At 68.7% G+C, this 24311-nt stretch carries 12 protein-coding genes; 1 reads left to right on the forward strand and 11 read right to left on the reverse strand.

Annotation, left to right across the window (positions count from 1 at the left end):
• Window positions 1-3: 3 nt before the first annotated feature.
• Window positions 4-129, forward strand: coding sequence for a hypothetical protein (locus DJ010_RS22855; protein WP_281271105.1), 126 nt, complete (start codon window positions 4-6; stop codon window positions 127-129).
• A 216-nt stretch (window positions 130-345) separates the two neighbouring features.
• Here DJ010_RS22855 and DJ010_RS00910 read toward each other — a convergent pair whose 3' ends face one another.
• The 11 genes from DJ010_RS00910 to DJ010_RS00960 form a co-directional block, all read right to left on the reverse strand.
• Complete coding sequence (locus DJ010_RS00910) at window positions 346-3798, reverse strand: tubulin-like doman-containing protein (RefSeq protein ID WP_109691753.1); 3453 nt, start codon at window positions 3796-3798, stop codon at window positions 346-348.
• 22 nt (window positions 3799-3820) lie between these two features.
• On the reverse strand, window positions 3821-6466 hold the full coding sequence (locus DJ010_RS00915; protein WP_146207212.1) for a vWA domain-containing protein: 2646 nt from the start codon (window positions 6464-6466) through the stop codon (window positions 3821-3823).
• Window positions 6373-7353: a DUF1643 domain-containing protein gene (locus DJ010_RS00920; protein WP_158282880.1), complete on the reverse strand. Its 981-nt coding sequence runs from the start codon at window positions 7351-7353 to the stop codon at window positions 6373-6375. Before DJ010_RS00920 ends, DJ010_RS00915 begins: the two co-directional genes overlap by 94 nt.
• Before the next feature lie 219 nt (window positions 7354-7572).
• The gene (locus tag DJ010_RS00925) at window positions 7573-10713 is read right to left on the reverse strand and encodes a helicase-related protein (RefSeq protein ID WP_146207213.1); all 3141 of its coding nucleotides are present in this window, start codon (window positions 10711-10713) and stop codon (window positions 7573-7575) included.
• Window positions 10710-12551: a phospholipase D family protein gene (locus tag DJ010_RS00930; RefSeq protein WP_109691757.1), complete on the reverse strand. Its 1842-nt coding sequence runs from the start codon at window positions 12549-12551 to the stop codon at window positions 10710-10712. The genes DJ010_RS00925 and DJ010_RS00930 overlap by 4 nt, the downstream gene beginning before the upstream one ends.
• Window positions 12551-13756, reverse strand: a complete 1206-nt coding sequence (locus tag DJ010_RS00935) for a DUF6361 family protein (RefSeq protein WP_109691758.1) — start codon at window positions 13754-13756, stop codon at window positions 12551-12553. The genes DJ010_RS00930 and DJ010_RS00935 overlap by 1 nt, the downstream gene beginning before the upstream one ends.
• A complete protein-coding gene (locus DJ010_RS00940; protein WP_146207215.1) occupies window positions 13753-15381 on the reverse strand; it encodes a DUF726 domain-containing protein in 1629 nt (542 codons plus the stop codon). The genes DJ010_RS00935 and DJ010_RS00940 overlap by 4 nt, the downstream gene beginning before the upstream one ends.
• Before the next feature lie 58 nt (window positions 15382-15439).
• The gene (locus DJ010_RS00945) at window positions 15440-18058 is read right to left on the reverse strand and encodes a DEAD/DEAH box helicase (protein ID WP_109691759.1); all 2619 of its coding nucleotides are present in this window, start codon (window positions 18056-18058) and stop codon (window positions 15440-15442) included.
• Window positions 18055-20202 (reverse strand): DNA methyltransferase, encoded by a 2148-nt coding sequence (locus DJ010_RS22565; RefSeq protein ID WP_109691760.1) that lies wholly within the window; start codon window positions 20200-20202, stop codon window positions 18055-18057. The genes DJ010_RS00945 and DJ010_RS22565 overlap by 4 nt, the downstream gene beginning before the upstream one ends.
• A gap of 4 nt (window positions 20203-20206) precedes the next feature.
• Window positions 20207-21721: an AAA family ATPase gene (locus tag DJ010_RS00955; protein WP_109691761.1), complete on the reverse strand. Its 1515-nt coding sequence runs from the start codon at window positions 21719-21721 to the stop codon at window positions 20207-20209.
• On the reverse strand, window positions 21721-24246 hold the full coding sequence (locus tag DJ010_RS00960) for a hypothetical protein (protein WP_211318598.1): 2526 nt from the start codon (window positions 24244-24246) through the stop codon (window positions 21721-21723). The genes DJ010_RS00955 and DJ010_RS00960 overlap by 1 nt, the downstream gene beginning before the upstream one ends.
• Window positions 24247-24311 lie beyond the last annotated feature (65 nt).

The raw sequence follows: 24311 nt of genomic DNA on the forward strand, positions 1-24311 counted from the left end.
GCGATGACGTGGACCCAGGTCTTCTCGACCGAGGGGAGGGACTCGCCGATCTCGCGGAAGAGCGAGCGGCCGCGGTCCACGCCGATGGAGGAGAAGTCCTCGGCGACCTGGCTCACGCAGACCACATGAGCGCGGCGGGCTGCCGGCCGAGTGGCCAGCTCATGCTGGAGAGGCACCGACCGGACCCGCCCGGCGCTCACCGCGAGCGCCTCGGAGCCTCGGATCGAGGCAGGAACATCGGCGTCGACCAGGAGGAAGTCCGCCACCAGGCCGAGCGACGACCAGTCCCTCAGGACATCAAGGAGTGGTGCGGCCTCCCGCCGGCGGGCGGCGAGGATGACGAGGTCAGATCCTGGGTGCGTCACCGGATCCCCCCGCAAGCACACTGTCAGCGGCCGCCTGCAGCAGGTTCTCCAGGTCGGCGAGCGCGTGGTAGGTGGTCAGCGCGATCTCGGCGAAGAGGGGGAGCTCGTAGAGGTGTGCGGCACTCTCCACCCGAAGCCGGTACCCGGCGGTCGGTCCGAAACTCGCCGTCGGCTCCAACCACTGGTGCACGACCCAGCGACGCACCGACGCCAGCCACTGCTGGACCGCCCGGACCCGCGCCTGCGGATCCAGGTCCGCCGCCTCCTCGCCGTCGAGGAGGATGGCAGCGGAGCGCACGCCCGAGGGCCACGCACCGGTGCGCAGCCACTGCTCCAGCAGCCGCTGACCGCTGACTGGCGCAGCCGCGGTGGCCGGCAGCGGCCCGGCGTCAGCCAGGCTCCGCAGCGCCTCGTAGGGGCGCAGCGACGTCAGGTCCGGGTCGTCGACAGCGTTGACCACAGCGAGGGTGTGCCCCTCGAGCACCCCTGCCAGCCAGTCGAACTGCTGGGGATCGCGGTAGCGGTGCCGGGCTGTGAGCAGGCGAGTCTCGAAGGTCAGCCACCTCTGCTCTGTCGTGGACCACACGTTGACGGCTTCCGCGGACAGGTAGTCGTCCGGATGGTGGAGGAGCCCCAGCGCCCGTCCCAGGTACCAGCCCTTGATCATCGTCCGCAGCTCGATGACGCTCATCCCGACCCCGCCGGGAATCGGGCGGCTCCGCTTCCAGTTCCACAGCTCGCGACGTCGGTCCTCGCCCGACTGGGCCCACCGGTCCCGGAGCTGGCGGAGAAACGAGGAGAACACCAGTGGCGTGTAGAACTGGTGGCCACCGAAGACGGCGATCCGACGGCTCGAGGTGGAGGGCGAGACCGCGAGGTCGAACCGGTCGACCGAGGTTCGGGAGGCGGTCGTCTCCAACCGCCGACGCGCGTCCTCGACGACGGCTGAGCCCGGGGTTAGCGGGATCGCGCTGAACGTGAGCTCGACCTGCAGCTCGGCGTCGTGCAGGGCGCGCACCATCGTGCCGTTGACGCCGACGAGCGGCTGGGCCTGCTTGATCGTTTCCTCGAACTTGTCGGTGAAGGCGATGCGCCGGCGCTCCCGCTCGATGTCGGAGATGCCCGGCTCGTTGAGAAAGCCCTCGAAGGTCTGCGAGCTGAACTTCTCAAAGACCCCCCGTCGGGCTTGGAAGGCCGTGGCTCGCTCCAGCAGGTCGGCAGTCGACAGCGCGAGCAGGTAGGCGGGTCGACTAGGCGGAGTGGGCTGACCATGGGGGTCCGTGTCGAGCACGGCTGGGCGCCATCCGCGCGTGTTGGTGACCACCTCGAAGTCGGCGGGCGCGGCTCCGACGTTCTCCCACTGCCCCCGGACGACGGCCTCGACCATCTCCTCGAGGTTGCTCTGGTAGACCCCTCCACCAGTCGACACGTGCTCGCGGAACCGGGCAGGGAACTCTGCCGAAGTCGTGAGCAGGACCTCATTGTGCGCCTCATCGAAGCGTGGCGGCACGAGGTCCGACTCCTCCGGCCAGTCCTGGTAGGACGTCGTGCGCAGCAACGCGATCCCGCCGCCGCGCGGACGCTGGTCACGCGCGAAGACCAGCGTCTCCAGCGATCTCGACACCGCAACCTGCAGCTCCTCCAGCACCTCTTCACCGAAGGCCGCCAGTACGTCCGCCAGCAGGCGGGCGGTCCACCGATGGACGTAGTCCTCTCCGCTGCGACGCACGTCGTCTGCCACCCGTCGCGGCAGCTGCCCCTGGTCGGAGGAGGTGTTCTTCAGACCGACGGCCACACTCTGGGTCTCCGCGCCGGTCTGGAGGACCCGCAGGTCGGGCCGGGCCCTGCGCAGCGCCTCGACCAACAGCCCGACCTCGCTCCGGAGCCGCTCCAGGACCCGGCGCACGTAGGGCAGTCCCTGGCTCGGGTGCGCGAGGATTCGGACCACCTCGGACTTGGTGCGCTCCTCGAGACGCGTGACGTAGCCGTCGGCCCAGGCACGGACCAGGTTGCGGACCGTCTCCTTCGCGGCGTCCTCGAAGCGAGGGAGAGTGGCCTGGACGTCGGTCAGCCAGTCCGCTGCGCGCTGGGCTGGCTGCTGCTCGACCCAGTGCCGGAACGGCGCGACTGCGGAGTCCACGATGGTGTTGCGCTGCGCCTCCGTCAGCGCCTCGCCCACCAGCCACGGCACGGGCGACCCGTCGGGAGCTCGCAGCCCCAGCCGCTGGCGGATCTGGTCCCACTGGCTGTCGACGAGCTGGTCGAGCTGCTCCTCGGGAGTGAGCCGGCTGGACGGGTTCTCAAAGCCTCCGATCAGGCGGTCGACGGCCGTCCGCGCCAACCGCTGGGCGACGTACTCCGCGTACCGGTCCCGTCCCAGGCTGAGAGTGGCGTAGCCGAACGAGCCCCAGGCGAAGTCCGAGCTCTTCGCCGCGCCCCAGCCGAAGCGGGCCTGCGAGACGTCGAGGGGAGTCGGGTTCTCGATCTTGTTCTTGAGGTACTGCTCGGTCGCGCTCTCGGACATCATGGTCGCGGCGACGGCCCGGCCCAGTCCGCGGAAGATGTGGTCGGCCGTCGCGCCGAAGCGCGGCCCGTCGCCGCCGATGAACGAGCCGATCGGGAATACCCGCCCGAACGGCGGTCCGCTCGCCTCACGTCCTAGGCCGAAGGCTTCGAAGATCTCGCTGTCGGCGTCGCCGCCCGCACCCATCTGCGCCGCGATGAGGTCACCGAGCGCGCCGAGAGCGTTGCCGTCGATGCCCTTGATCGCCCCGTCGTCGAGCGAGTGGAACACGTCCGGCGTGTAGAGGAAGGTCCCGAGGTAGCGGCGGTCGATGGCGCCCACCCGGCCCAGGATCCGACAGACGTCTAGGAACATGGATGCACCGGAGCCACCGGCCATCGAGCCCACCACGACGGGCACCACGAGGTCCCTCTGATCGAGCTTGAAGGGCCCCTCCTCCGGCATGGCCTGGGGCAAAACGCCCCAGGCGGTCGGCCGCTGCAGCGCCTCCCAGCTCTGCTGCAGTGCCTCATGGATCTGCTTGACCCGCGTGAGGGTGAGCATCCGACCGATGCCTCGCTGCTGTCCGGCACCAGTCACCACCGGCATGCCGTCGGCCGCGGAGTCAGGCTCCCAGGTGGCCAGGGCCCCCAGAGCGTGCGGCGCCAGGCGGCTCTCCACGGTCCGCCGCACATCGCCGTACACCGCATTCGAGGCGCTCACCGGGACGTAGCGTCCGCCCAGATCGGTGATGCTCCCCAGGCCCGGGGTCTGTTCCGGCGTCGGCGGCACGTCGATCTGCACGAACTGCCAGGCGTCGGGCAACTGGTCGACGCCATGGGTCCGCAGGTCGGCTCGTAGCTCGTCGATCATGTAGCGGAGCGTCGCTCCACCCGAACCACCTACCCCGACGACGAGGAACTTCTTCACTGTCTGCTCTCCTGCTCTTCTCTCACCACGAGTCGTCGCGGGTGCGCGTCGTGGACTGGTCGCTCCCCGGCGCGACCGACCGTTCGAACCCGTCCCGGTTCTCGGGTGCGGCGGTGTCGGGGAACCCGCGTCTCAGGTCGGCGACGGCCGTGGGCACCTTGCCACGCGCGTCCGACACCAGGACGTCGAGGCGGCGGGCACCCGACGACAGAAGGAACACGACCTCGACCGGACCACGGTGCAGGTCCTGGGGATCCAGGACCGCCACCCAGTGGTCCTGCACGGACAGCGGGAGCCGCTTCCCGGCCGAGCTCGCGAACGGCCCGCCGGTCGCGACGACGTAGCCCGCCTCGGTCAGCCGGAGGAGGTCCGTCTTGGCGACCAGGGTCGTCCGATCGGAGACGACGACTCGGCGGCGGTCTCCCGTTTCCAGGGATTGAACGCGCAGCCGCGTGGGGTCGGGGCGCCACCCGTTGAGGAACGAAGAGTTGCCGCTCACCACTCCTCGCTCGGCGAGTGTGGTGAGGCTGCTCCCGGGGATCCTCGACGTCCACCACTTGACAGCCATCAGCAGCAACAGCGGCAGCATCAAGCCCAACGCGACGAGGAGCAAGAACCACCAGGCACGCCCCTCGGGCGGACGGAGCATCTCATACCGGTAGGCGACCGTCGTGGCGACCGGCTCCGCGGACTCACGATCAGACCGCGTCATGATGTGCAGCTCACCGCTGACCAGTCCGGAACCGGTGGCGTCCGGGGTGAGGGTGAGGGTGAGCTCGCCGGAACGGCAGTCGCTGGGCTTGCTGGCGTCCGCCGTGACCGGTGCGGCGGCGACGCCGTCGGGCAACGTGACCGCTTCCGCTCGGTCCAGCCACACGCAGCCCTCGCCGGTCAGCGGCAGCACGGCGGTGACCGCGTCCGCTGACTCTCCCTCGCCGAAGTCGACGGTTCCCGGGAGCGTCGGGTAGTCGGGCGGCGGCAGCACCGCGACCCGGTGGTCGACGGCCTGTGGTTCCAGCGTGGTGCCGTGGATCTCGCCGGCGGGCGCTGTTGTCTGCGACAGCGTCAGGTGTACGACCGCGTCGCCGGCTGGCGCGCCGGTCAGGTCGAGCGACGCGGGAGTCCCGAGTTCGGTGGCGTCCAAGTCCGAGGCGATCGGGACCGTTGACCCGTCGGGGTAGCGCAGTTCGGCGTCGACGCTCACGGTGCCTTTGAGCACGCTCGGGTCCAGGCGGCTCCCATCGGCCCGGGCGAGACCGAGCCGGATCGGCACGACCTCACCTGCCGTCAGCTCTGCTCCCTCTGCGTCGAGCCAAGCGGGACGGACGTCGCCGTACAGGCGGATGTTGGAGCGGGCCGACCCCGCGCCTGTGGAGCCAGGGTCGACAAAGGTGATCCGCCAGGCCCCCACCCAGCCACGGTCCCGCGTCCGGCTCAGGCGCATCGAGAAGACCGAGTCGCTCACCCAGCGGCCCTCCGACTCGAACGCTGGTCCCGACGCGTCAAGCCGGGCGCCGGGGTCGATGCGCACACGTGCACCAGTGGGCGACTGGAGGACGGCGTAGTACTGCTCGAGATTGGTCCCGCCCAGGATGCGAACCTCGGAGATGGAGGCGTCGAGCACGAACTGGTGCGTGCCCTCGGGGCAGAGCGATCCCTGGCACAGCGGTGTCGACTGAGAGATCGGCGCCCGGTCGGGGTCGGCGAACTCGTCGAATGCGAAGAACAAGTCGCCGATGGCCCCCGCCAGGACGAACTTCCCCGCCTGCCGTCCGTCCTGGGCACCACAGGGCTCCCCCTCAACCTCGGCACCGGTGGCGATGCCGCGCATGAGGTCGAACGCGGTGGATGGCTGCCCACCCTGCAGGCCGATCGCCAGGGTCACGACGCCCTGGGCTCGCAGCGCATCGGCGACTCCCCCGTCGCGGCACAGGTCGGTCTCGCCTGCCGCCTGGACCTGGTCGACGTTGCCGTCCGTCTCGAGTGTCACCTGCGGGCCGTAAGGTTTCGTCGTGCCGTAGGCCTTCTCCTCGGAGTCGCTGTCGCGCTTGTCCAAGTCGTACATGCCGTCGCTGAGCCAGACCAACGCCGAGCAGTCGTCCGGTCCAGCGTGGTCGGCCAGTTCCTTGCGCGCGCCGGTGACCGCCGACCAGTAGTCGGTCTCAAATCCGTCATCGCGGGCGCCGATCTCGGTAACGGCATCCAGGACCTGACCTGTAGTTTCCCGCTCCAGCGGCGTCCAATCGAACGAAGGGGCAAAGTCGTCGGAGAATCCGGCGATCGCCACGTCGAGCTTTGCGTCGGTCTGCTCCTGGAAGGCGCCCAACTCCTGCATGAGATACGTCGCCGCCTCGACTCGCTGGCCTTCAGGGTCGGTTTCCTGAAGCGAACGAGAAGTGTCCAGCACCAGCAGCACGTGTCCTTCGCCACCTCCCGCGAGGCACGAGCCGAAGCGCTGCACGGCACCCTCGTCGGTCTCCGCGAGTGTCGCGGTTGCGTGGACACCCGGACTCGAGATGCTCAGCAGGGAACCAGCGATCAGGGTGCTGACAAGCACGGCCAGCGGCCGTCGACTCACCAGCTGTCCCTGGCCAGCGCATCGGCGATGGTCCAGGCGTTCAGAACCACCGCCACGGCCGCCGCACACAACAGCAACCGGCGCAGCCACGGCGCTAGGGCGCTGTCGCGGGCGAGCCCCTCGCCGCGGCGGGCCAAGTCGCGTCGGGTGAAGAAAGCCATGAGCAGGATTGACACGGTGCCACCGACGAGCCACCCCACCAGCGCGAGGTTGTGCGAGGCCGTCACCAGTGGGATGGCGATCCCGGCGGCGGCCGCGAAGAGGCCGCCCCAAAGCCAGACGAGCGGGGCGGCGGAAACCTCGAGGGCACTGCTGGAAACGTCGCGAACCTGGGTTTGCGGTCGGCTGCTGGCGCCGTAGAAGTCAGGCTCGTCGGCAGCGACCTCATACCGGCGCGGCGGGTCGTCCCAGGAATCCGACATGTCATCCCCGTTGATAGTCAATGCGACTGCCTCATCTTGGTCTATCACAGCGGCCCCTGTCCGGTATTGCCATGAAACGATCGAGCGAACCGGGCAGGCGGTTACCGCCAACAAGGAGAGCAGGGCGCCACCGGCGAAACGTCCACGAGCTCGCCATCGACCCCGCAGCGGGTAACCGGGATTTCCATGCTTGGTGAGTCGCTGCGTGTGAAGGTCGCCGCCGGCACCGGCGAGCAGTTTCCGGACCTCGGCACCTCGACCGTGCAGGGCACCGCGCACGCCCCATCCTGCGAATACCAGCCCACCGGAGTCTGCTGCGGCCGTTGCAGCGGCGACCAATGCGTTGTCGGTTGCGGGGCCGACCGGGTCCGGATGGGTGTAAAGCGCAAAGGGTCGGTCAAACGCAACGCGAAGATGATGGCCATTTCCAGGGCACCGGCGCCCCACTCGCGGGCGCAGCTGACGCAGCGGCGCGCCGTCTTGTCGAGCTAGACGGCGGTGGTGAACTGTCGATTCAACATCGCGAATACTACTCGGGGAACCTGCGGTTCCCACACGCGAGAGACGCGGTATCTGTAGACCCGATCGGCGTCAGAGCTGGCGGTGGCCAGACCCTCCGGGCCGTCGTAAGTCTCTATCCCAGTCTCTACCGAGCAGGCGGAGACCACGGGATCTGGAGCGGGCGCAGAAACAACGGAGGGAGCGTCGACGCCGGGCATCATGGCACCCTCGTCGACGGCCGAGACGCAGTCTGTGGAAAGGCTGCCGGTCGGGTCAGGGCTCCAGATCGATGGACAGATCCCCGAGGTCAGCGGCACGGTCTCCGAGGTAGCGCAGCAGGTCGCTCTGCCGGGGCTGCCCGAGGACGAGTCGATAGGCGCCAACCGTGCGGAGCAGACGCCGTAGGGAGTGGGTTTCGCGACTGAGCGGGAGGCTGGGGACGTAGCGCTCGATGCGCGCGCTGCCGGCGAGCGGCGGCGTCCACGACGGGTACAGGTCATTGCTTCCCTCCGGACGGTCCGCGGCGGCCAGTTCGAACATCGTGGGCCACGGATCGCCGGACGCGGCGACCTCAGGCCGAGAGCTGTACCCCGCGGCGACGTTGCGGCGTACGGCGTGTCCCTGGTAGCGGTGCACCCGTCCCTCGCGCTGCTCGAGGTCGACGGGGTTGGCGGGCAGGTTCCAGTGCACGATGGCGTGGCTGTAGTAGTGGAAGTCGAGGCCCTCTTGGCCGACCGAGGTGGAAGCGAGCACGAACGGCCAGAAGGGCGAGTTGAACGCCGCCCGGACCTGTCCCTCACGCATCACGTTCTTGTCGTCTTCAGCGACCCCGCGGCCGAACCGGACCGCGAAGTGGGTGCGGGTGCGGTGACTCTCCATCGACACCGCGCCGTCGTCGGCGCGGATGTCGTGGAAGGTGTGGGTCGATGTGCGCAGCGACGCGGCCTCGTCGAACCGCTCAGAGATCTTGAACCACGTCTCTGAGCGTTCCCCGTCGGCGACCGCCTGCTCGAGCAAGTAGACGTACTCGTCGAGCACGCTCTGCAGGCAGCCATCGACGCAGTACGACAGGGCGTCCTGCCAGTACGGTCGGCGCTCCTGGCTAACGACGAGGCCCATCACCTCAGGCTTGTTGAAGTGGTTGCGCAGCGACCACGCCATGTTGGAGGCCGCGTCCTGGAGTGACTGATCTGACAGGTCCTCGGACGACCCCGACCGACCGAGCGCTCGGGCCGCGCAGACACCGAACCCTCCGATCGCGAGGCGAGTCAGCACCTCCGACAGGTCGTCAGGGCGGCGCCCCAGGTCCTCGGCCTCTACGAGGGCGGCTTCTTCGACGTGTGCGGAGAACCTCGAGGGATCGTCGGACTCCTCGTAGTGGAAACCGTAGGAGAGGTCGTCCACCACGTGGACGTCTCGCAGCCGGTCGAGCAGAATGCCCGCGGCCCAGTACCACCGTTCGTCCGGGGCGGAACTGGGCTCCCCCTCCGGGATGCCTGCGAGCAGGGCCTCCACCCTCGTCCGTACAAGGCGTTGGAAAGCGTCCCGATCCAGCGGCAGCGCCTCTCCCATCTCGGCAGCCACCGACAACGGGTCGCCGGCCTCCGCGAGCGCCACCGACGGGTAGAGCAGTCCCACCACCGGCATGCCGCCGAGCCGTCCGTCCGCGGCGCGGTTGAAGCTGAGGAGTCCGGGGGGCCGCGTCGCGTCATACCTCGTGAACCCGGCGGCGCTGCTGGCCGCCGCCGCCTTGGCCGCGATACGCCGCTCGGCCTCGTAACTCACGATGCTGCCGATTGCCTTGGGGGCCACGGCCCAGGCCGAGAAGACCAACCGCTTGGTGAACTCTCGGAGCTCCTTGGCAGCGTAGGCGCCACCGAGCTCGTAGTAGGGCAGCGAGGGTGGGATCCAGACGAGCTGCCAGGCGCCCGAGTCGACCGTGTCGCCCACGAGCCCGCGCATCTTGGCGTTGCCGGGGTCCACCGCGAGGTAGTCACGCACATCGTCCCACCGCAGCCGGGCGCCACCGCCGGACAGCGCTGCAACCAGTGCGGGGTCGTGAGCGTCGTGGCGTTGCAGCTTCTGCTTGACCTGGTAGCTCTCCATCAGCTCCAGCACGTACGGCGCCGCCCGCCAGAACTCCAGCGGGTCTTGGGATTCGAGCACTCGCGAGACGCGGTGCAGACGCCGGTAGTCGCGGACGTCGTCGGGCTCGAGTCGGACGGACGGAAGAGTCCTCTCCACGACCATCCCGTCACGGTGGGCGCTGGTGGCCAGCCGCTCGGTGCGCGACATGATTCGACGCAGCTCGGCTTGTGCGCGATCGCGAGCCGCCGAGGCGCCTTCCCGGTCGCCGGCGTAGAGACTGGCTCGCAGGGCCGCGAGATCGGTCTTCACTCGCGACGCGCGGTCGTCGCCGGCCAGGAAGCGGACGGTGTCCACGAAGTCGCGGTAGTGGTCGTCCCCTTCGGGCTCCTCGGGGAGGGTGTACATCTTGAACGGCGTGGCGCTGAGCAGTAGGAGCCGCGCGTCGCCGTGGTCGAAGAGCTCGCGCGCCAGGTCTGCGCCTTCGCCGTCGTCGGACATCAGGTCCTTGAACCGCTGGAACTCGTCGAGGATGACGAGGTCGGGCTCGAGCCGCTTGACCGCTGCCCGGGCCAGGGCGCGCCTGAGTCTGCCGATGATCCGGTAGCGGCGGGCGCTGACTCCTTCTGGTGCCTTGCGGCCGCCGAGTCCCTTGTAGGCCTCGACACCCTCTCGCAGTTCCTCGATCAGTGTCTGCCCTGCGGTGTTGCGCAGCGTTTGCACGGACTCGGCGAAGTCGCGCACGAGGTCGGCGGAGAGGTGGGAGCGGTTGAAGTCGTCGATTCGGCGCCGGAATCGTGCCTCGTCGACGCGCCCGCGGAAGAACCGCAGCCAGGGTCCCGGCCGAACCTCGTTGCTCCAGGTGGCCTTCAGCAGGTGGTAGAGAAGTACCCGCTCCTCGACGCGCCCGCCGCTGCCGCCGACGCTGAAGGAAGTTCCGGGGGTGAAGGAGACGAAGTTGAGCTTGCGGCCCTCGAGGTGGCGCAGCTCGGAGGCGAGCATGGTCAGCCGGTCGGCGTGGTGACGCTCGGCGATGCCTTCGCCGACCCTGAGCTTGGGGAGGTTCTGGTGGGCGATCTGGGTGTTGGAGCAGATGTAGACGACGTCGATGCGGTCGACGGTCTCCCACAGGTGGTCGATCGTCTTGGCGATGACCCCCCGAGCCACCAGGGTCTTGCCCAGGCCGACCTCGTCGGCCACCAGGAAACGCCGAGTGGGGTCGGTCGGGTGCCAGAACTGCTCGTGGACCCGGTCGACTGTGCGCCGCTGGAAGTCCTTGAGCATGGCCAGCTCGGCGTCGACGTCAGGGCGCGACGGGGTCGCGCTCACGACGAGGCGCCTTCCCACACGACCCGCCAGATTGTCTGGAACTCCTCGTCTAGCTGGGGCAGCTGGCCCGTCTCGTCGCGGAGGTCCTCGAGGAGACGGTGGGCGCGACCGAGTGCCTCGTCGCCGCGGGCCGCGGCCCGGAGCAGCGGTTCGACGAGCACCAGGTCGTCGAACCCCCGGCCGAAGGCGCCGCCTGCTCCCGCGGCCTCCGGGTCGTCATCGGTCGCTGCCAGCCGGTCGAGCAAGGCTTCGGCGCCGAGGTCTCCGAGCAGGAGCATGAGGTAGCGCAACACGTCCTGCTGGCGTGCCAACAGCGCACGCAGGAGGCGGCGGTGGCGGTCGTCGGGCGCACCGGACACCTCGCACACGAGGACGCAGTCGCGGCGAACCTCAACACCGTTGGACGCGGCTTCGGTGACGACGACCAGGTAGGGCGCCAGCCCGTGGAGACTGACCGGACCCCAGGAGAGATCCCCGCCGACCGGCTGGGCCGGGGCGTTCGCGACGGCGGCGGGCTTGACGGTCGTCGTCGCGGCGAAGCCGTCCGGGTCGGGAGGTAAGGACAGGTCGAGCCGGACTGTGTAGGCGTTCTCGTCTTCGTCCTGCTCGACGAGCAGGCGGGGCCGCGCCGCTGCCAGGGCCACGTGCCACGCTTCGACGCGTCGCTCCAGGTCGTAGGTCGGGTCGGCGGTCGGCTCCTGCTCCTCGATCTCGTGAGGTTGGGTGAGGCGGAGCAGCCCGGAGCGGTCGTCTCCCAGGACACTGGCGACGCCGCAGGTGGCGGTGGGACCGCTGAGCACGACAGCCATCTCGACGTTGCCGCCGAACGCCGCTCCGGTGCAGTTGGCCGAACCCGTGAGCACGTGGGAGGTGCCCACACCGTCGTCCCAGACGAACACCTTGGCGTGCAGGCCCCGGGGCACTCCCCCGTGCTGTCCGGCCTCCGTCGGCCCACGAGGCGATTCCTCAAGCGACTCATCTGGCGAGGCCAGGTCGGCCATGGGTTGAAGGACGACGGTCTCGGCGTCCGCGCAGGCGCGGCGGCCGACCCGGTCGAAGGCATCGGGTCGCGACAGAATCACCCGACGGCCGCTCGTCCGGGGCAGCCGTCGCAATGCCGAGACCTCCAGGAACGGCGAGATGACCGCCCAGGCGGCACTTTCGTCGGGCAGCGGCCAGCCGAGGTCCGCACCGGCCCCCATCGGCACGACAGCCGCCGCCGTGAACGGCTCAGGCACCGAGAAGCGCACGCCGGGCAGCCCGGCACACAGGTCACGCAGGCCGTCCTCGCGGGCAGCTGCGAGCGGTCGAACGAGCGAGCCGAGCAGGTCGAGCGCCCAGGCGGCCACCGGTGCCGCGTCGAACGTGCGGGCTGAGGTGGGCTCTTCGTCGCAAACCAGCACGGTGTCCCACGAGCGATCACCGGTGAGGTTGCGGCTCAGGCACACGAAACGGTGCCTCCGGGTGCCCGACTCGTCGACGAACCGCAGGAGCCAGATTTTCGGGTGGAAGGTGTGCCCGCGCGGCGGCTCAACCTCGGCGACCATGCCTTCGGCGAAAGCAGCCAGCCGAGGGTAGGTCGGCGGCACGTGCACGCCACCGGCCTGGCAGAGCACGGTCGTGTGCTCGGCGTGGCGGCGCACCGACTCCAGCAGCGCGACCGGGGTTGCCGCGTCCAGGCCGCTGTCGGCATGGTCGTAGGCAGCCATGGCCAGCGGCGCGAGGAGCACGGACTGGAGGTCCACGGTGTAGGTGGTCGCCATCGCCACGTCGACCCGGTGCCCCCCGGGCGGCCGGAGCGCGTCGGTGAGCAGGTGTCGTTCAGACGGGTCCAGCATCAGGCTGCTCCCTCGGTGTCCTCGGCGCTGGTCAGCCCGGTGTGGATGTCTGCGAGGAAGCTCGTCGCGATTCCCCAGCGGTAGCCGAGCCGACCGGTGCCAGCGCCCGGAGTCCAGGACTCGCGGGCCTGGGCGTCGAGGAGTCGGCTGCGGCGGCCCTTGAGGAAGATCTCTCGCTGCCTGACCAGCGCCCGTGCATGCGACGAGGTGTACCGGCCCGACTCGGCCAGTGCGAACCAGTCCTCCACGAACGACTGGGTGGAGGAGCGCAGGCGGGGGTTGAGCCCCCGAACAAGGGACCAGAACCCGAAGCGGTCCCACCCCTCAAAGACCCGGTGCTCCTTGAGCTCGGCCTCCCACTCCTTCAACCGGGTGTCGTACTCCTCGACGAGGGCGTCGTCGGACACCAGCTGGGCCAGCATCAGGTTGTACAGCAACGGCGCGCCGTGCCACGCGTGGTGCAGGCGCCGGGAGTGGTCGACCTGCAGCTTCTGTGTGTCCGGGAGGCGCTCAAGGGCGGGCGAGGTCCAGATCCGCTCGCCCACGGCCTCGTGCGGCCGCGTGGCGAACCGGCTCAGCAGGCTGTCGCCGGGCAGTCGTGCGAAGACGCCTTGGAGGTACCTCGCCTCGTCAACATTGAGGTCGAAGGTCGTTGCGGACAGCAGTTCGTCGGGCGCGGTCGGCAGCTCGTCGTCCAGCCCTAGGTCGGGACCGAGCGCGTCAGCTGCATCTCCCGCGGTGACGTCGCTGCGGTGGGCTGCTCGCCCCGCCATCCGCCGTAGATGCCCTTCGATACCCAGGCTCCAACGTACGACGCCGTAGCGCTGCAGCGCCGGCCAATAGACCTGGCTCGGCATCGTCTTGAGCCGGTCCTGGGCCTGGCTACCGATGACCCCTGTGGTCTCGTTGCCCGCCAGGAGGGAGCGGATCAGTCGTACCTCTGCCTGGCGCAGCTCATGCTTGGCCTGGTCCAGCGAGTGACCCCGGCGGCCAGCGTCGCGCAGCAACCAGGGCACGAAGAGCAAGTAACGAACGCGGGTGTGCAGCACCGACGTGCCCGGGAAGAAGTGGTTGGAGAAGGCGTCGCGCACCGCGCCGATGCCCAGTTCGTCGACGCTCCCCTGGTCCTGGAACATCATGACGATCTCGTTCATGGCGGCGCGCTGGGCGTCGTCTTGGTCCATCCATCCGAACAGGGAGCTCACGACCGGCCTCGAGCCAGCTCGATCGCGTCGAAGTACGCCGAGTGCCCGGGGACCTTGCCGGTCACCTCCCGGTTCACGATGCGGTCGTACGTGGTCTGGAACCCCGCTTGCCCCGCCGCCTTCTCGACCGAAGCCACGGCGTAGAGGTACTTCAGCACGGCGTCATCGGCCGACCAGTAGTTCCAGACCTTCCCCTCGACCGCCTCGTGGAGGATCCGCCAGTCCCCCTTGCGGCCGACAGCGGCGCCCAGCAAGTGCATCTCCTCGATATGAGGTCCCGATTGCTTCGTCCCGAGGATCTGGGCCGCGGTCACCATCACCCGCGCTCCGAGGCTATGCCCAACCAAGACGAACTTCGGTTCCTGGGTCCGCGCGATCAGGTCGGCGAGCGCCGCCCCCGTCATCCCGGCTCTCACCTTGGCCACCGACCACGGGTTCGCCGCCAGGCCTGCTGCGCCTATGAGCCAGCCGAACCAACCGGCCTTCGAGGCGGTAGCGGTGGCCGCCCTCGCGGCTCCCTGCCCTGCGAGTTGTGCAGCGACCGCTTCGCCAATGCCTGAGGCGGCCAACGCTCTCAGGGCCTTGAGCTCCTTCGCACCCCAGGTCACTCGGTAGACGGGTCGGTCGGGGTATCGCGCGTCGATGAGGCGTTGCCAGCTGCCCCAGCCCTTGTCGCCCTCGGTCAAGAATCCGCTGGCGAGTAGGACAGGTGCTCCCTCGCCATCGCGCAGCTTTTTCACACCGAACGACGGGTCGGCCTTGGCGTAGGCCGCCGTCGCAGTCCCGCCGACGACTCCGCCCACGCTTCCCCCCACGGCGGTGATCACCGCTGTGCCGCCAACCATCCCGAAGCCGCCGGCGGCGAGGGAGCCTCCCCCCAGAGTGGCTAGGCCGTGGCTTGTCGCTGCCGCACCGGTGAGCCCTGTCAGGCTGCCGACCGCGCCTCCGATCGCGGGGGCGGCCACCCATGCTGCCGGCGTGACGGCGGCCGCGGTGACCACGACGGCACTGACGACCTTGGTTGACCGGGAGAGGTTCCGCTTCTCGAAGCGCAGCCAGGTTGGCCAGTCGTCAACCGTGTGGATCGCCTCACCCAGCTTCTCGAAGCTCGGGATCTCGTGCCGGTGCTCCGCGCAGTACTTGGGGCTGACGACCCTCCCTGCGCCACGATTGGCCATGTTCTTGCAGCGCGGACCGGCGAGGCATCGGGTCGTTGGTCCTCCGCAGTTGTCACAGAGGTAGGGCTCAGCCGGTGCCCCGAAGCCGCGCACTCTCCGATGCGTCGCCAGGGTGAAGCAGGCCGAGCACCACCCGTGCCGCACCTCGTTCGTCGCCTTGATGACCATCTCGGCGATCGTCCTGGACGCGCGTTGGTGCTCCTCGGCCTGCTTCCCATGGCTCTTGCGCTTCTCGGGTGAGCGCAGGCGTCGCCGATAGGCCTCGTGCTTGGCGAAGGCCCAGGCGCTCGCCACCAACGCCGGGTTGCCTGCCAGCACCAGAGATCCGTGCGTGGCCGGCATGGTGTCGGCCAGGCTCCCGGACACGGTCAGCGACGAGCCCGGCAACGACACGGTCACCTCGAAGCGACCCCGGCCCGTCGGTCTGTACTCCACGCTGGCATCCATCCGCGGGCCTACCCCTGATCCTTCATCATCGGCGTGACTTGCACACGTGCGCTCCTGGTCAGCCTTCGTAGACGATCGCGATGTCCGACTCGTAGTACTCCACCACGGACCGCCTCAGTTTGCGGATGCCCTCGCGCGAGTACTCGGAGTGCAGCGGGATCGTGCGCTTGCGGTTCCCGATGGCGGTGACCTGCTCAATGCGGTCGAAGTGGTCGCCGTACCTCTCGGCGTAGTCGGCGAGCGCGTGAAGCTTCATCCGGGCGTCGTCGAGGTGGTGCCCGTGGGGGTCGACGATAGAGGCCTTCACCTCGCCGTCGTCCTCGTGGAAGAACACGAAGTCAGGGTGCATCGAGCGCCAGTTGCCTGAATCGTCGCGGTAGGCGATCGTGAGCGAGTCGGTCGCCGGCCGCGGCGGGTTGCGATACCAGCCGAGCGCGCCGTCGCGCGACATCTCGGTGCGGACCACGTCGACCTCCCACGGGTTGAGGCCGCCGAGTGGGTAGAGCCCGTTCGCGTCCGCCATCAGGTGGCCCTCGAGCAGCGGCGCGTCGGACACCTCGCCGGTAGCCTTGTCGACGACCTTGTAGTCCTCCATCCGCAGCCGAGGCTCGCCAAGCCAGCCTCGTTGCGGGTCGACTGCGAGCCCGCGGATCTTCTCGTACTCCTCCTGGCGCTCGTCGCTGAGTTTGGCGATCTCCCGGCGGAACTCGTCGAACCAGCGCTCCGCGATCGAATTCGCCACGTTGTCGACACGCGCCCGCACGTCGCGGGTCGAGGCGAGCGCTGCCGTCCGGACGAACGCGTCGCGGAGCTCGTCGTCGTCCTCGTCCTCGGGGCACAGGTGGTCCACGTACGCCGTCGCCAACGAGTGGCCGAGCGCCTTGGTGGCGAACCGGAAGCCGGTGCGGATCGCCCGGTCGTCGGCGCGGATGACGAAGTCGTTGTAGGTCAGTTTCGAGCCGCCAGTGCGACCGAGGATCTCCTTGACGTGGACATCCCAGATCTCCGCCACAGCCGCGTCGAGCGCGGCGGCGTGATCGGCCGCGAGCTTGTCGAGCACGGGGATCAACTCATCGTTGACCGCCTCGAGGGCGCGAGGTCGGATGCCGTCGTGGGAGAGCGCCTGGGCCAGAGCCGTCAGACGGATCACCGGTCGCGCGTCACGCTGCGGCATCGTCTGGGTGGGCAGGCGGTCCCACACGTCCCAGACCGACTGCGGGATTGCGGGGTTACGGGTGAGCTCGCACGGTGCGAGCAGGACCTTGCGCTGGGACGAGCCGGGCATCTCCTCGATCTGGCCGGTCAGGTACTTCACGACGTTGCCGGCGGTGGTCCGGTCGAAGAACGGCAGGATGCAGTCGACCGCGTTGAGCCGCTCGTCCCCGGGTACCCGGCGCGCGAGCGGCGAGCGCACCATGCGGCCGAGCAGTTGGGTGATGTGCGTGCTGTCCTTCGCCGGGCGGAACGACACCATCACCTCCGCGCGCGGGCAGTCCCACCCGGTGGAAATAGCGTCCTTCGCGACCAGGACGCGGACCTCGCGAGTGCCCTCGACGCGCTGCGGCGGAATCCAGTCGATCTCCCAGGGCCCGAACTTTTGCGGTTTGTGCTCACCGAGGACGTGCCGCACGTGGCGGGCGTCGATGTCTCCGAGGACCGACGCGATCACGTCGAGCGCCTGCCCGATCTCGTCGCGCCACGTTGTCTCCCCCGCTTCGTCATCGGGGGTGTTGCGCACCTGCAAGATGAGCAGGGGTACGACGACGTCAGACTCCTCCTGCTGGGTCGCATAGCCGGCCCACCGCTCGGTGGACGCCTTCAGGCGCTCGGCGGCGTGGCGCACGAACGTGAGGTCGAACTGGCCGGCCTCATCGGGGATCGTCAGCGCGATCGTGTCCTTGACGAGACCTGACGCCTGGACCAGACCCGGGTCCACGAGCACCCGCTGCAGGGCGCGCCGGTTCTTCGACGCGTCGGCGGTCTTCATCGCCTCGTCGAACCGCTCGATCGTGGCCGAGATCCCCCACACGATGGGGATCGGCTTGTAGCCGGCGTGACCGTTGATCAGCCGTCGTACGAGCGTAGGCTTGTCCTGCACCTTCGCGGGCGTGAAGCCCCGGTGGGCCTCGTCGAGGATCAGGTAGACCGTCAGGTCCTCGTCCTCGATCGTGTTGGAGATCGTCTCCCAGATGGTCGACGACTGCAGGTCGGGCGCGACGGTGAACGCGGCGCTCTGGTCGCTGTCGGTCTCGGCGACGTGGCCGCGCGTCAGGAGCGAGTTCTTGCCGAGCTTGCCGGTGTTGAGGAAGTAGACCTTGCCCGGTTCGAGCTTCTTGCGGGAGAACGGCGGCTCGATCACCACGAGGTCGGCGACGTTGAGCTGCTCGGACGCCTGGATCAGCCGGTCCCGCGTTTGGAGGTTCAGTGCCGGATCGTCGGAGAACCAGATGACGACCGCGCCGGGGTCGGGCTCAAAGCCGTCGAGCAGGTCGCTGCTGCCGTAGAAGAGCGCTTCGATCGCGGCGGCCGCCATCACCGTCTTGCCGGCTCCGGTGGTCGCGGTCAGCGAGAGCGACGAGTTCTCGCCGTCGCGGTGGAACGCGACCCGGGCGCGCTCGAGGTTGTCGAGGACCTTTCCGACCGCGTCGCGCTGGTAGGGGTGGAGCTCGAACCTCATCGCGTGCTCCGTCCCGCCTCAATCTCGAAGTTCCGCAGGTACGCCTCGTAGAGCCGCACGGCCTCGACGTGCTCAGGAAGGTCCCGGCACACCGACGTGAAGAGCCGGTCGTCGTCCGTGACCACGAACGCCATCCGGATCTCGGCGCCCTCGGCTTCCCGCGCGGCGATCGCCTTGAGGAACGGCTCGGTCTGGTCGAGGTCGGCGAGCACACCGTAGGTGTCCACGACGTCGAACCCCGCCGAGACGTCGTCGATCCGGCGACCCTGCGAGCCTGCCCGCATCCAGAGCAGCGGCGCGACCCGGGCGAACTCACGGCTGCTTGACACCCGCAGAGGCGCCTCGTAAGTCAGTGTGAAGAACTCGACGTTCTCCTGGAGCCCTTCCTTCATGGGAAACTCGCCATTGAACTTGTAGTCCAGCTTGACTGGTTCGCCATCCGGGGTCTTGCCGGTGATCGCTGCTTTGAGGCGAGGCTTCGTGATCCATTCGCAGATCCCGAACCGATCCCACTCCTCGTCCCCAGGCCTGAGACCTCTTGCTCTCAGAGCTCTCTGCTCCTCGAATGAGACCTCGTTGTTTGTCACGACAATGGAACGGCGTCGTCCGCCGTCCAGCTTGTTCAGTCTCATCACGGCATGGCCCGTCGTGCCCGACCCGCCGAAGAAGTCGACCACGACGGCCTCCGGCTTATCCAGGACGAAGAATCGAATCGCATCCTCCACCGCGTAAAGAGACTTCGGGAAGGGAAACTTGCGTCCGCCCAGCAGACTGCTAACGAGCATGCTTCCTTGTTTGCCAGCGTCATGGGAAAGCTTGTTCCAGACCGACTTGGGGATTCGGGATGACGAGGCACCGCCGACGCGCCGGTAGATGGCATAGCCGAACTGATCAGTTCCCTGCCTTTCAATGTCCCCGGCGAGGATGCGCGCGCGATCGCCCGTGCGGATGTACATGATCGCGAAGTTGCCGGCGGGATTCTTCTCGCCGACCTTGGCGAAGCCATCCCGTGCATACTCACGGAAGGTTGACGCAGAGAGCTGCCAGCGGCCTTCCGACCCATCACGCCGGATCGGCCAGATCGTCCTGAGACCCGGTCTATCTGGAACCGATGTCCGAGCATCTCCCAGAGGGAGCGCGTCGCCGACGTCCACAATACGTCGCGACGACTCCTCTACGAAGATAGGATAAAAAAGGTTCTTGCTGTCCTCACGACGTGCGTCTGTGCCGCTTCTGATCATGCTGAACCAGACAGGTGCGTCGACAGCCTTCTCCGCCTCGATGAGCATGTCGTCGCCGGTGCGCTGGACCTCTGAGCCGCCGATTCGGACGACGAACAGATACTCCTCAACCCGCGAGAACGACCCTGGTCGCGCGGATCCTTGAGGGCTGATGACGCTCGTAACCATGGACGTGCTCGCCTCCGGGAAAACCTGCTCGAGGAGAAGCGCGAGCCGCGATTGCTCCCGCTCGTCGATGGTGACGATCAGTACCGATTCCTCTGGATTGAGTAGATCCCGCGCCAACAGCAGTCGTCGCTCCATGAAAGCCAGCCACTTGGAGTGGCGGTACAGGTCGTCACTCTCGACGTAGTCATTGCTGTACTTCCAGTCTCTTGCGCCCGTGTTGTAGGGCGGGTCGATGTAGATGCAGTCGACTCGGCCACGATGGGTGAAGAGCAGCGTCTGGAGCGCGTGGTAGTTCTCGGCGTTGATCACGGCGTGGAACGGCTTGTCACCCCCGCACTCGACCTTGCCGGTGGAGACGAGGCCCGGGTAGATCGGGTCGCGGAACTCGGCGACGACGACCAGCTCGGTGAGCGGTCGCTCCTGCGTCTCCGCGGGTTGGACGGCGGTGTCTTCGACGGTCGCGATTCCGGCGCTCCGGTCGATTGCGACAACTCGCCACAGCCGCGAGTTCTCGGCGGTCGGGTTCTTGCCGCGCTCGGGAAGGACGTGGACCTTGTCGCCGCGGCGGATCGTCCGGCCAGGGAGCTCGACCGTCTCCGGTGTGTGGCGTTCGAAGTTGAGGCCGAAAGCGCGCCGGTCGACGAGCGCGTCGTACTCGGTACGGAGCTCCTTGGCGATCGCCGCGGTCTTCTCGTTCGCTTCGAGCTGGCGGAGCAGGTCGTTGAGCCGGGACACGTGGTTACTCCTGGACTGCGTTGTCGGGGATGTAGGTGATGGTGGCACGGGCGAACGTGCCGAGGATGCGTTCGTGGGTCTGTCGCGGCAGCTGGCGGTTGCCGGGCTCGCCGTATGGGTTGCCCGGGCGCGCCGGGGCCTCGCCGAGCAGGGTGTCGAGGCCGGGGCGGCTGACCATCAGCAGTCCGTGGGTGGCGCGGGTGCAGGTGACGGCGAGCCGGCCGAACGCGGAGTTGAAGTCGTTGAGCTCGCCGGCTCCGGTCAAGGGGTGGATGGCGATCGTGATGCCGTTCGTCTGGCCCTGCCAGGAGTCGACGGTCGAGGCGACGATGTCCTTGTCGGTCAGCTCGTGTTTCTCCCGAAGGCGATCGACGGCGTCCGCGGCGTCGTCGACCGCCTGGTTGCGAGTGGCGAGGATCGCGACGAGCGGGTCGCCGGTGTGAGTTCTGGGCTCCCAACACTCGCGTTCGCCGGTCGGGTTCGCCTCTTGGTCGTAGTTGGCCCGCTCGAGGGCGAAGCCAGCCGCGAACAGTTCGTCCAAGAGCGATTCGACGTACTCGACGAGCGGTAGGTCGATGTCGGCGGCCTCGGCGGGCGGCAGGCCGTCGACCTCGAGGAGGGTGGGCACGCCGCTGCCGACCGTCGTCCAGATCTCGCCAGCGACGCCGTCGGCGCCGGTGACGAGCTTCCGGTCGTCCGGGCCGGCGACGCAGTCGAGCTGACTCCACTCGGGGTAGAACGCCCGCCATAGCGCCAGCGCCCCGACCGGGGGGCGCCATACGGCAGGGAGCTCCCGCTCCCAGGTGCGGTCCGCGTCTTTACCGTCGGTGTAGTCGGTCGGCCAGGCGCGGTATGGGTTGTGGCCGGGGTCCCCGCGCCAGGGGTTGGTGCCCACCTCCAGCGGTGGAAGCTGCCCGACGTCGCCGACGCCGACCCACAGCGGGGCGGCCTTGTTGACCCGGTCGAACAGGTAGTGCGGCAGCTGCCACGCTTCGTCGACGAACAGCACGTCGTAGGGCGTGTCGCCGTTGCGGCCTGGGCCGAGTGCGTCCTTCTGGCGGCGCAACTCGCTCGGGGCGCCGAGCTTGTGGCTGGTCGCGATGACGACCTTGGCGTCTGTCGGGATCTCGGATGTCTTCTCCGCGATGGTCACGTGCTTGACGACGTCGTCGGGCAGATCGTTGACGGTCCCCTTTTTGACGAAGATGCAGACGTTGTCCTTGCCCAGGGACTTGGCGATGTCGACAGCGAGCGGATGGATCTGTTTATTGGTGAAAGCGATGATCGCGACACGCGCGCAGCGTGCGTGGGCGACCGCGTCGTAAACCAGCCGTTTGAGGGCGAACGACTTGCCGGCGCCCGCGGCCGCCTTCAGCAGGATGCGCTGGTGGTCGCTCGTTCCAGCGAGCGCCGCCTGGAGGGCGGCTGACGCCTCGAGGGCGACAGCGGTGTTGCCGGCCGCTGCGACGGCGTGGTGCAGCCCAGTCGCGGTCTCGGCGGGCGAGGTGAAGGTGACCATCAGTCGACGTCGTCCAGGGTGGCGTCGTCGGGTGCCGCGACGGGCTCGTCGGCGTACGGGTCCCCCTGCGGGGCGTCTGCGGCGGTGCTTTCGAACGCGTCGTCGTTGCGCACCGGCGGCCAAGTCTCTGGGTTGAGAAGGCCGGCGGCGCGGCGCTCGGCGAGCGTGTCGGACCATTCGGCCTCGTTGACCTCGTGCGGCTTGCAGCAGTAGTTGTGGGCGTCCGGGTCGTCGGCGTAGCCGGCGGTGACGCAGTCGGGCTTGGGTGCGGCGTTGCCGTCGACCGCGGGCCGTTTCACGTTCAGGTTCTTGCCGTACGGCGTGCCGGCGAACCAGTCGCTGTCGGCGACGACGACTCGGTCTCCGGCGGTGAGGGCAGGCGAGATCTTGGGAGTCCAGAGAAGGTGCCCGCGCGGCGCGTCTTCGTCGACGCCGTCCTTGCTGAGCGGGCCGATCGCCATTCCCTGGAACTGGAACGACGTGCCCTGGACCTTCAGGCCGACGTCGGGGTGTTCCACGCACGGGTCGTCGTTGACGTGGAGCAGGACCACCGACGACCCGGCGACGATGCGGCGCGAGTGGACGTCCAGGACGAGGGGGTCGACGGAGACGACGTCGGCGAAGGCGACCATCCGCTGACCTGCGTCGGTGGCGAGGTCCTGGGCGGTCTGCGGGTTGGCCAGGGCGAGAAGCTGGTCGCGGCACTTCTGGTCGTCCTGAATGGGTTCGACGAGCGCGTTGCGCCACCAGCGGTAGGTGCGCCCGAACCGGACGAGGTCGGAGGCGTGGAGCCGTAGTCGACGCTGCCAGACCGTCTGCGCGTCGGACTCGATCGTGCGGTGCACGACCCGCAGCCGGGACGGCTGGTCGCCGTCGAGAATCTCGATCGCCTTGGTCAGGACGTCGGATTTGTAGGCCAGCTCGGCGCGAACGAGTCGGTCGTACTCGGCGACGTTGCGGCGTTCTTCGGGCCCGGAGATCGTGGCGTGGATGGCGTTGGACTGGATGTTCGTCAGCCGCGCGCCGGGGGTGTGCGCGAGGTTCTCGACGTCGTCGGCGAGGTTGCGGTGGTCGACGGCGCTGCCCTCGAGGAACCACGCGACGACGTAGTCCAGACGCAGCGCGCTCACCGCTGGACCGCCGACGACGTGGTGACGGTTCAGCACCTCCTGAGCGTTGACGATCGGGGAGCGCAGGGTCATCGCCCGGGCTCGGTCGTCCTCCAGGAGAAACGCGACCGCCGTCCGGTCGTCCTCGCTCAGCCGCAGCGGCACCTGCGCCGGTTCGCCGTCGAAGGTCAGTTGCGGGCGACCCATCAGCTTGTCCTGCGCCCAGCGGAGGCGACTCAGCTCGAGGCCGGCCAGGTTGTCGGCGATCGACACGAGGACGTCGGCGGTCATCTTGTCCGGCACCACGAGGTGGACCGGCTCCGGGCTGTCGGGGTTCGCCACCCGTCGATCCTTGATCGCCTTCGTGAGCGCGGCTCCGATCGCGCGGACGACGGCGCGGCGTGTCTGGGGCGACTGCGGCTCGGGGAAGACGTGCTGCTGCCACTTCCCCGGTCCTTCGGAGGTGACGACCTGGATCGCGATCCCGTGCACGCCGAGTGCCGCAGCGTCGGCCTTGGCGAGCACCAGGTTGACGGTGCCGGGCAGACCGATCGGGTCCACGCGGCGCTGCTTGGTCTGCTGCGGCAGACCGTCCTTTGTGGCGACGACCTGCGCGACGACCGACGGCCGGGCGGGTCCGACCGCGCCGGTGCCGTCGACGATGCCGGCAACGTGCGGGCGGACCTCCCTGGCGATGCCGATCTCGACGAGCAGGTCGGTCGGGTTGGTGGACTTCCGAAGCTCGGCGCGGCAGAAGGCGAACAGCGAACAAGACGGGCAGGAGGCGGGGTCGTAGGTCGCGATGAGGTGTTCGACGAACAGGTCGACCGCGGAGGGGTCGAACGTCGTTCCGTTCGCCTCGGCTCGGCGTTCGGCGATCCGCATCGCGACTTCGCGCCGGTGGTCGGCCAGGTCCTCGACGAGGGCCTCGGGTTGGAGGAACGCGTTGCGCGGCACGGCGAGTGCGCCGTACTGGTGGACGCGCATTCCTGCGGGCAGCTTGGACCAGACAGCGGCGGACTCCGCGCCGACGGCGACCTGGAGGAAGCCCTTCAGCAGCCGGGAGTCCTCGACGCGTGAGCGGTGGCGCTCGTAGTCCTTCGCGTCGCCGACCACCAGCCACGAGCCGGTCCGGTCAACGTTCGGCGCCACGACAGCGAAGTCCGGCTTCACGTCGGTTGCACTGGTGTCCTCGAAGCCGACGAACGGAACGGCCAGCTGGTGGATGAGGGTGGCGGCGCCATCAGCGGATGCCCGCTGGTGGGCTTCAGTGAGCAGATCAGCGGTCCGGTCCTTGTTGACCTTCGCATCCGCGATGACGACCTCGGTCGGCCGGTTCAGTCCGATCGCGCCGACAGTCGTCGTGACAGTCTGACTGGCGAACGCCTCGTTCCTGACGAGGCGCTCGAACGTCATAGCCCGCATCCAGCGAGCATCCGGGATGCGCCCGGACGTGTCCGGGTGGCCGAGCTTCTCGGCAA

This window comes from Nocardioides silvaticus (assembly GCF_003160695.1).
Lineage (GTDB): Bacteria > Actinomycetota > Actinomycetes > Propionibacteriales > Nocardioidaceae > Nocardioides > Nocardioides silvaticus.

Coding starts and splice junctions, on each gene's coding strand:
- DJ010_RS00940 (WP_146207215.1), bottom strand. CDS start 15,381: ATGGATGCCAGCGTGGAGTACAGACCGACGGGCCGGGGTCGCTTCGAG.
- DJ010_RS00945 (WP_109691759.1), bottom strand. CDS start 18,058: ATGAGGTTCGAGCTCCACCCCTACCAGCGCGACGCGGTCGGAAAGGTC.
- DJ010_RS00960 (WP_211318598.1), bottom strand. CDS start 24,246: ATGACGTTCGAGCGCCTCGTCAGGAACGAGGCGTTCGCCAGTCAGACT.
- DJ010_RS00955 (WP_109691761.1), bottom strand. CDS start 21,721: ATGGTCACCTTCACCTCGCCCGCCGAGACCGCGACTGGGCTGCACCAC.
- DJ010_RS22855 (WP_281271105.1), top strand. CDS start 4: ATGACGTGGACCCAGGTCTTCTCGACCGAGGGGAGGGACTCGCCGATC.
- DJ010_RS00930 (WP_109691757.1), bottom strand. CDS start 12,551: ATGCTGGACCCGTCTGAACGACACCTGCTCACCGACGCGCTCCGGCCG.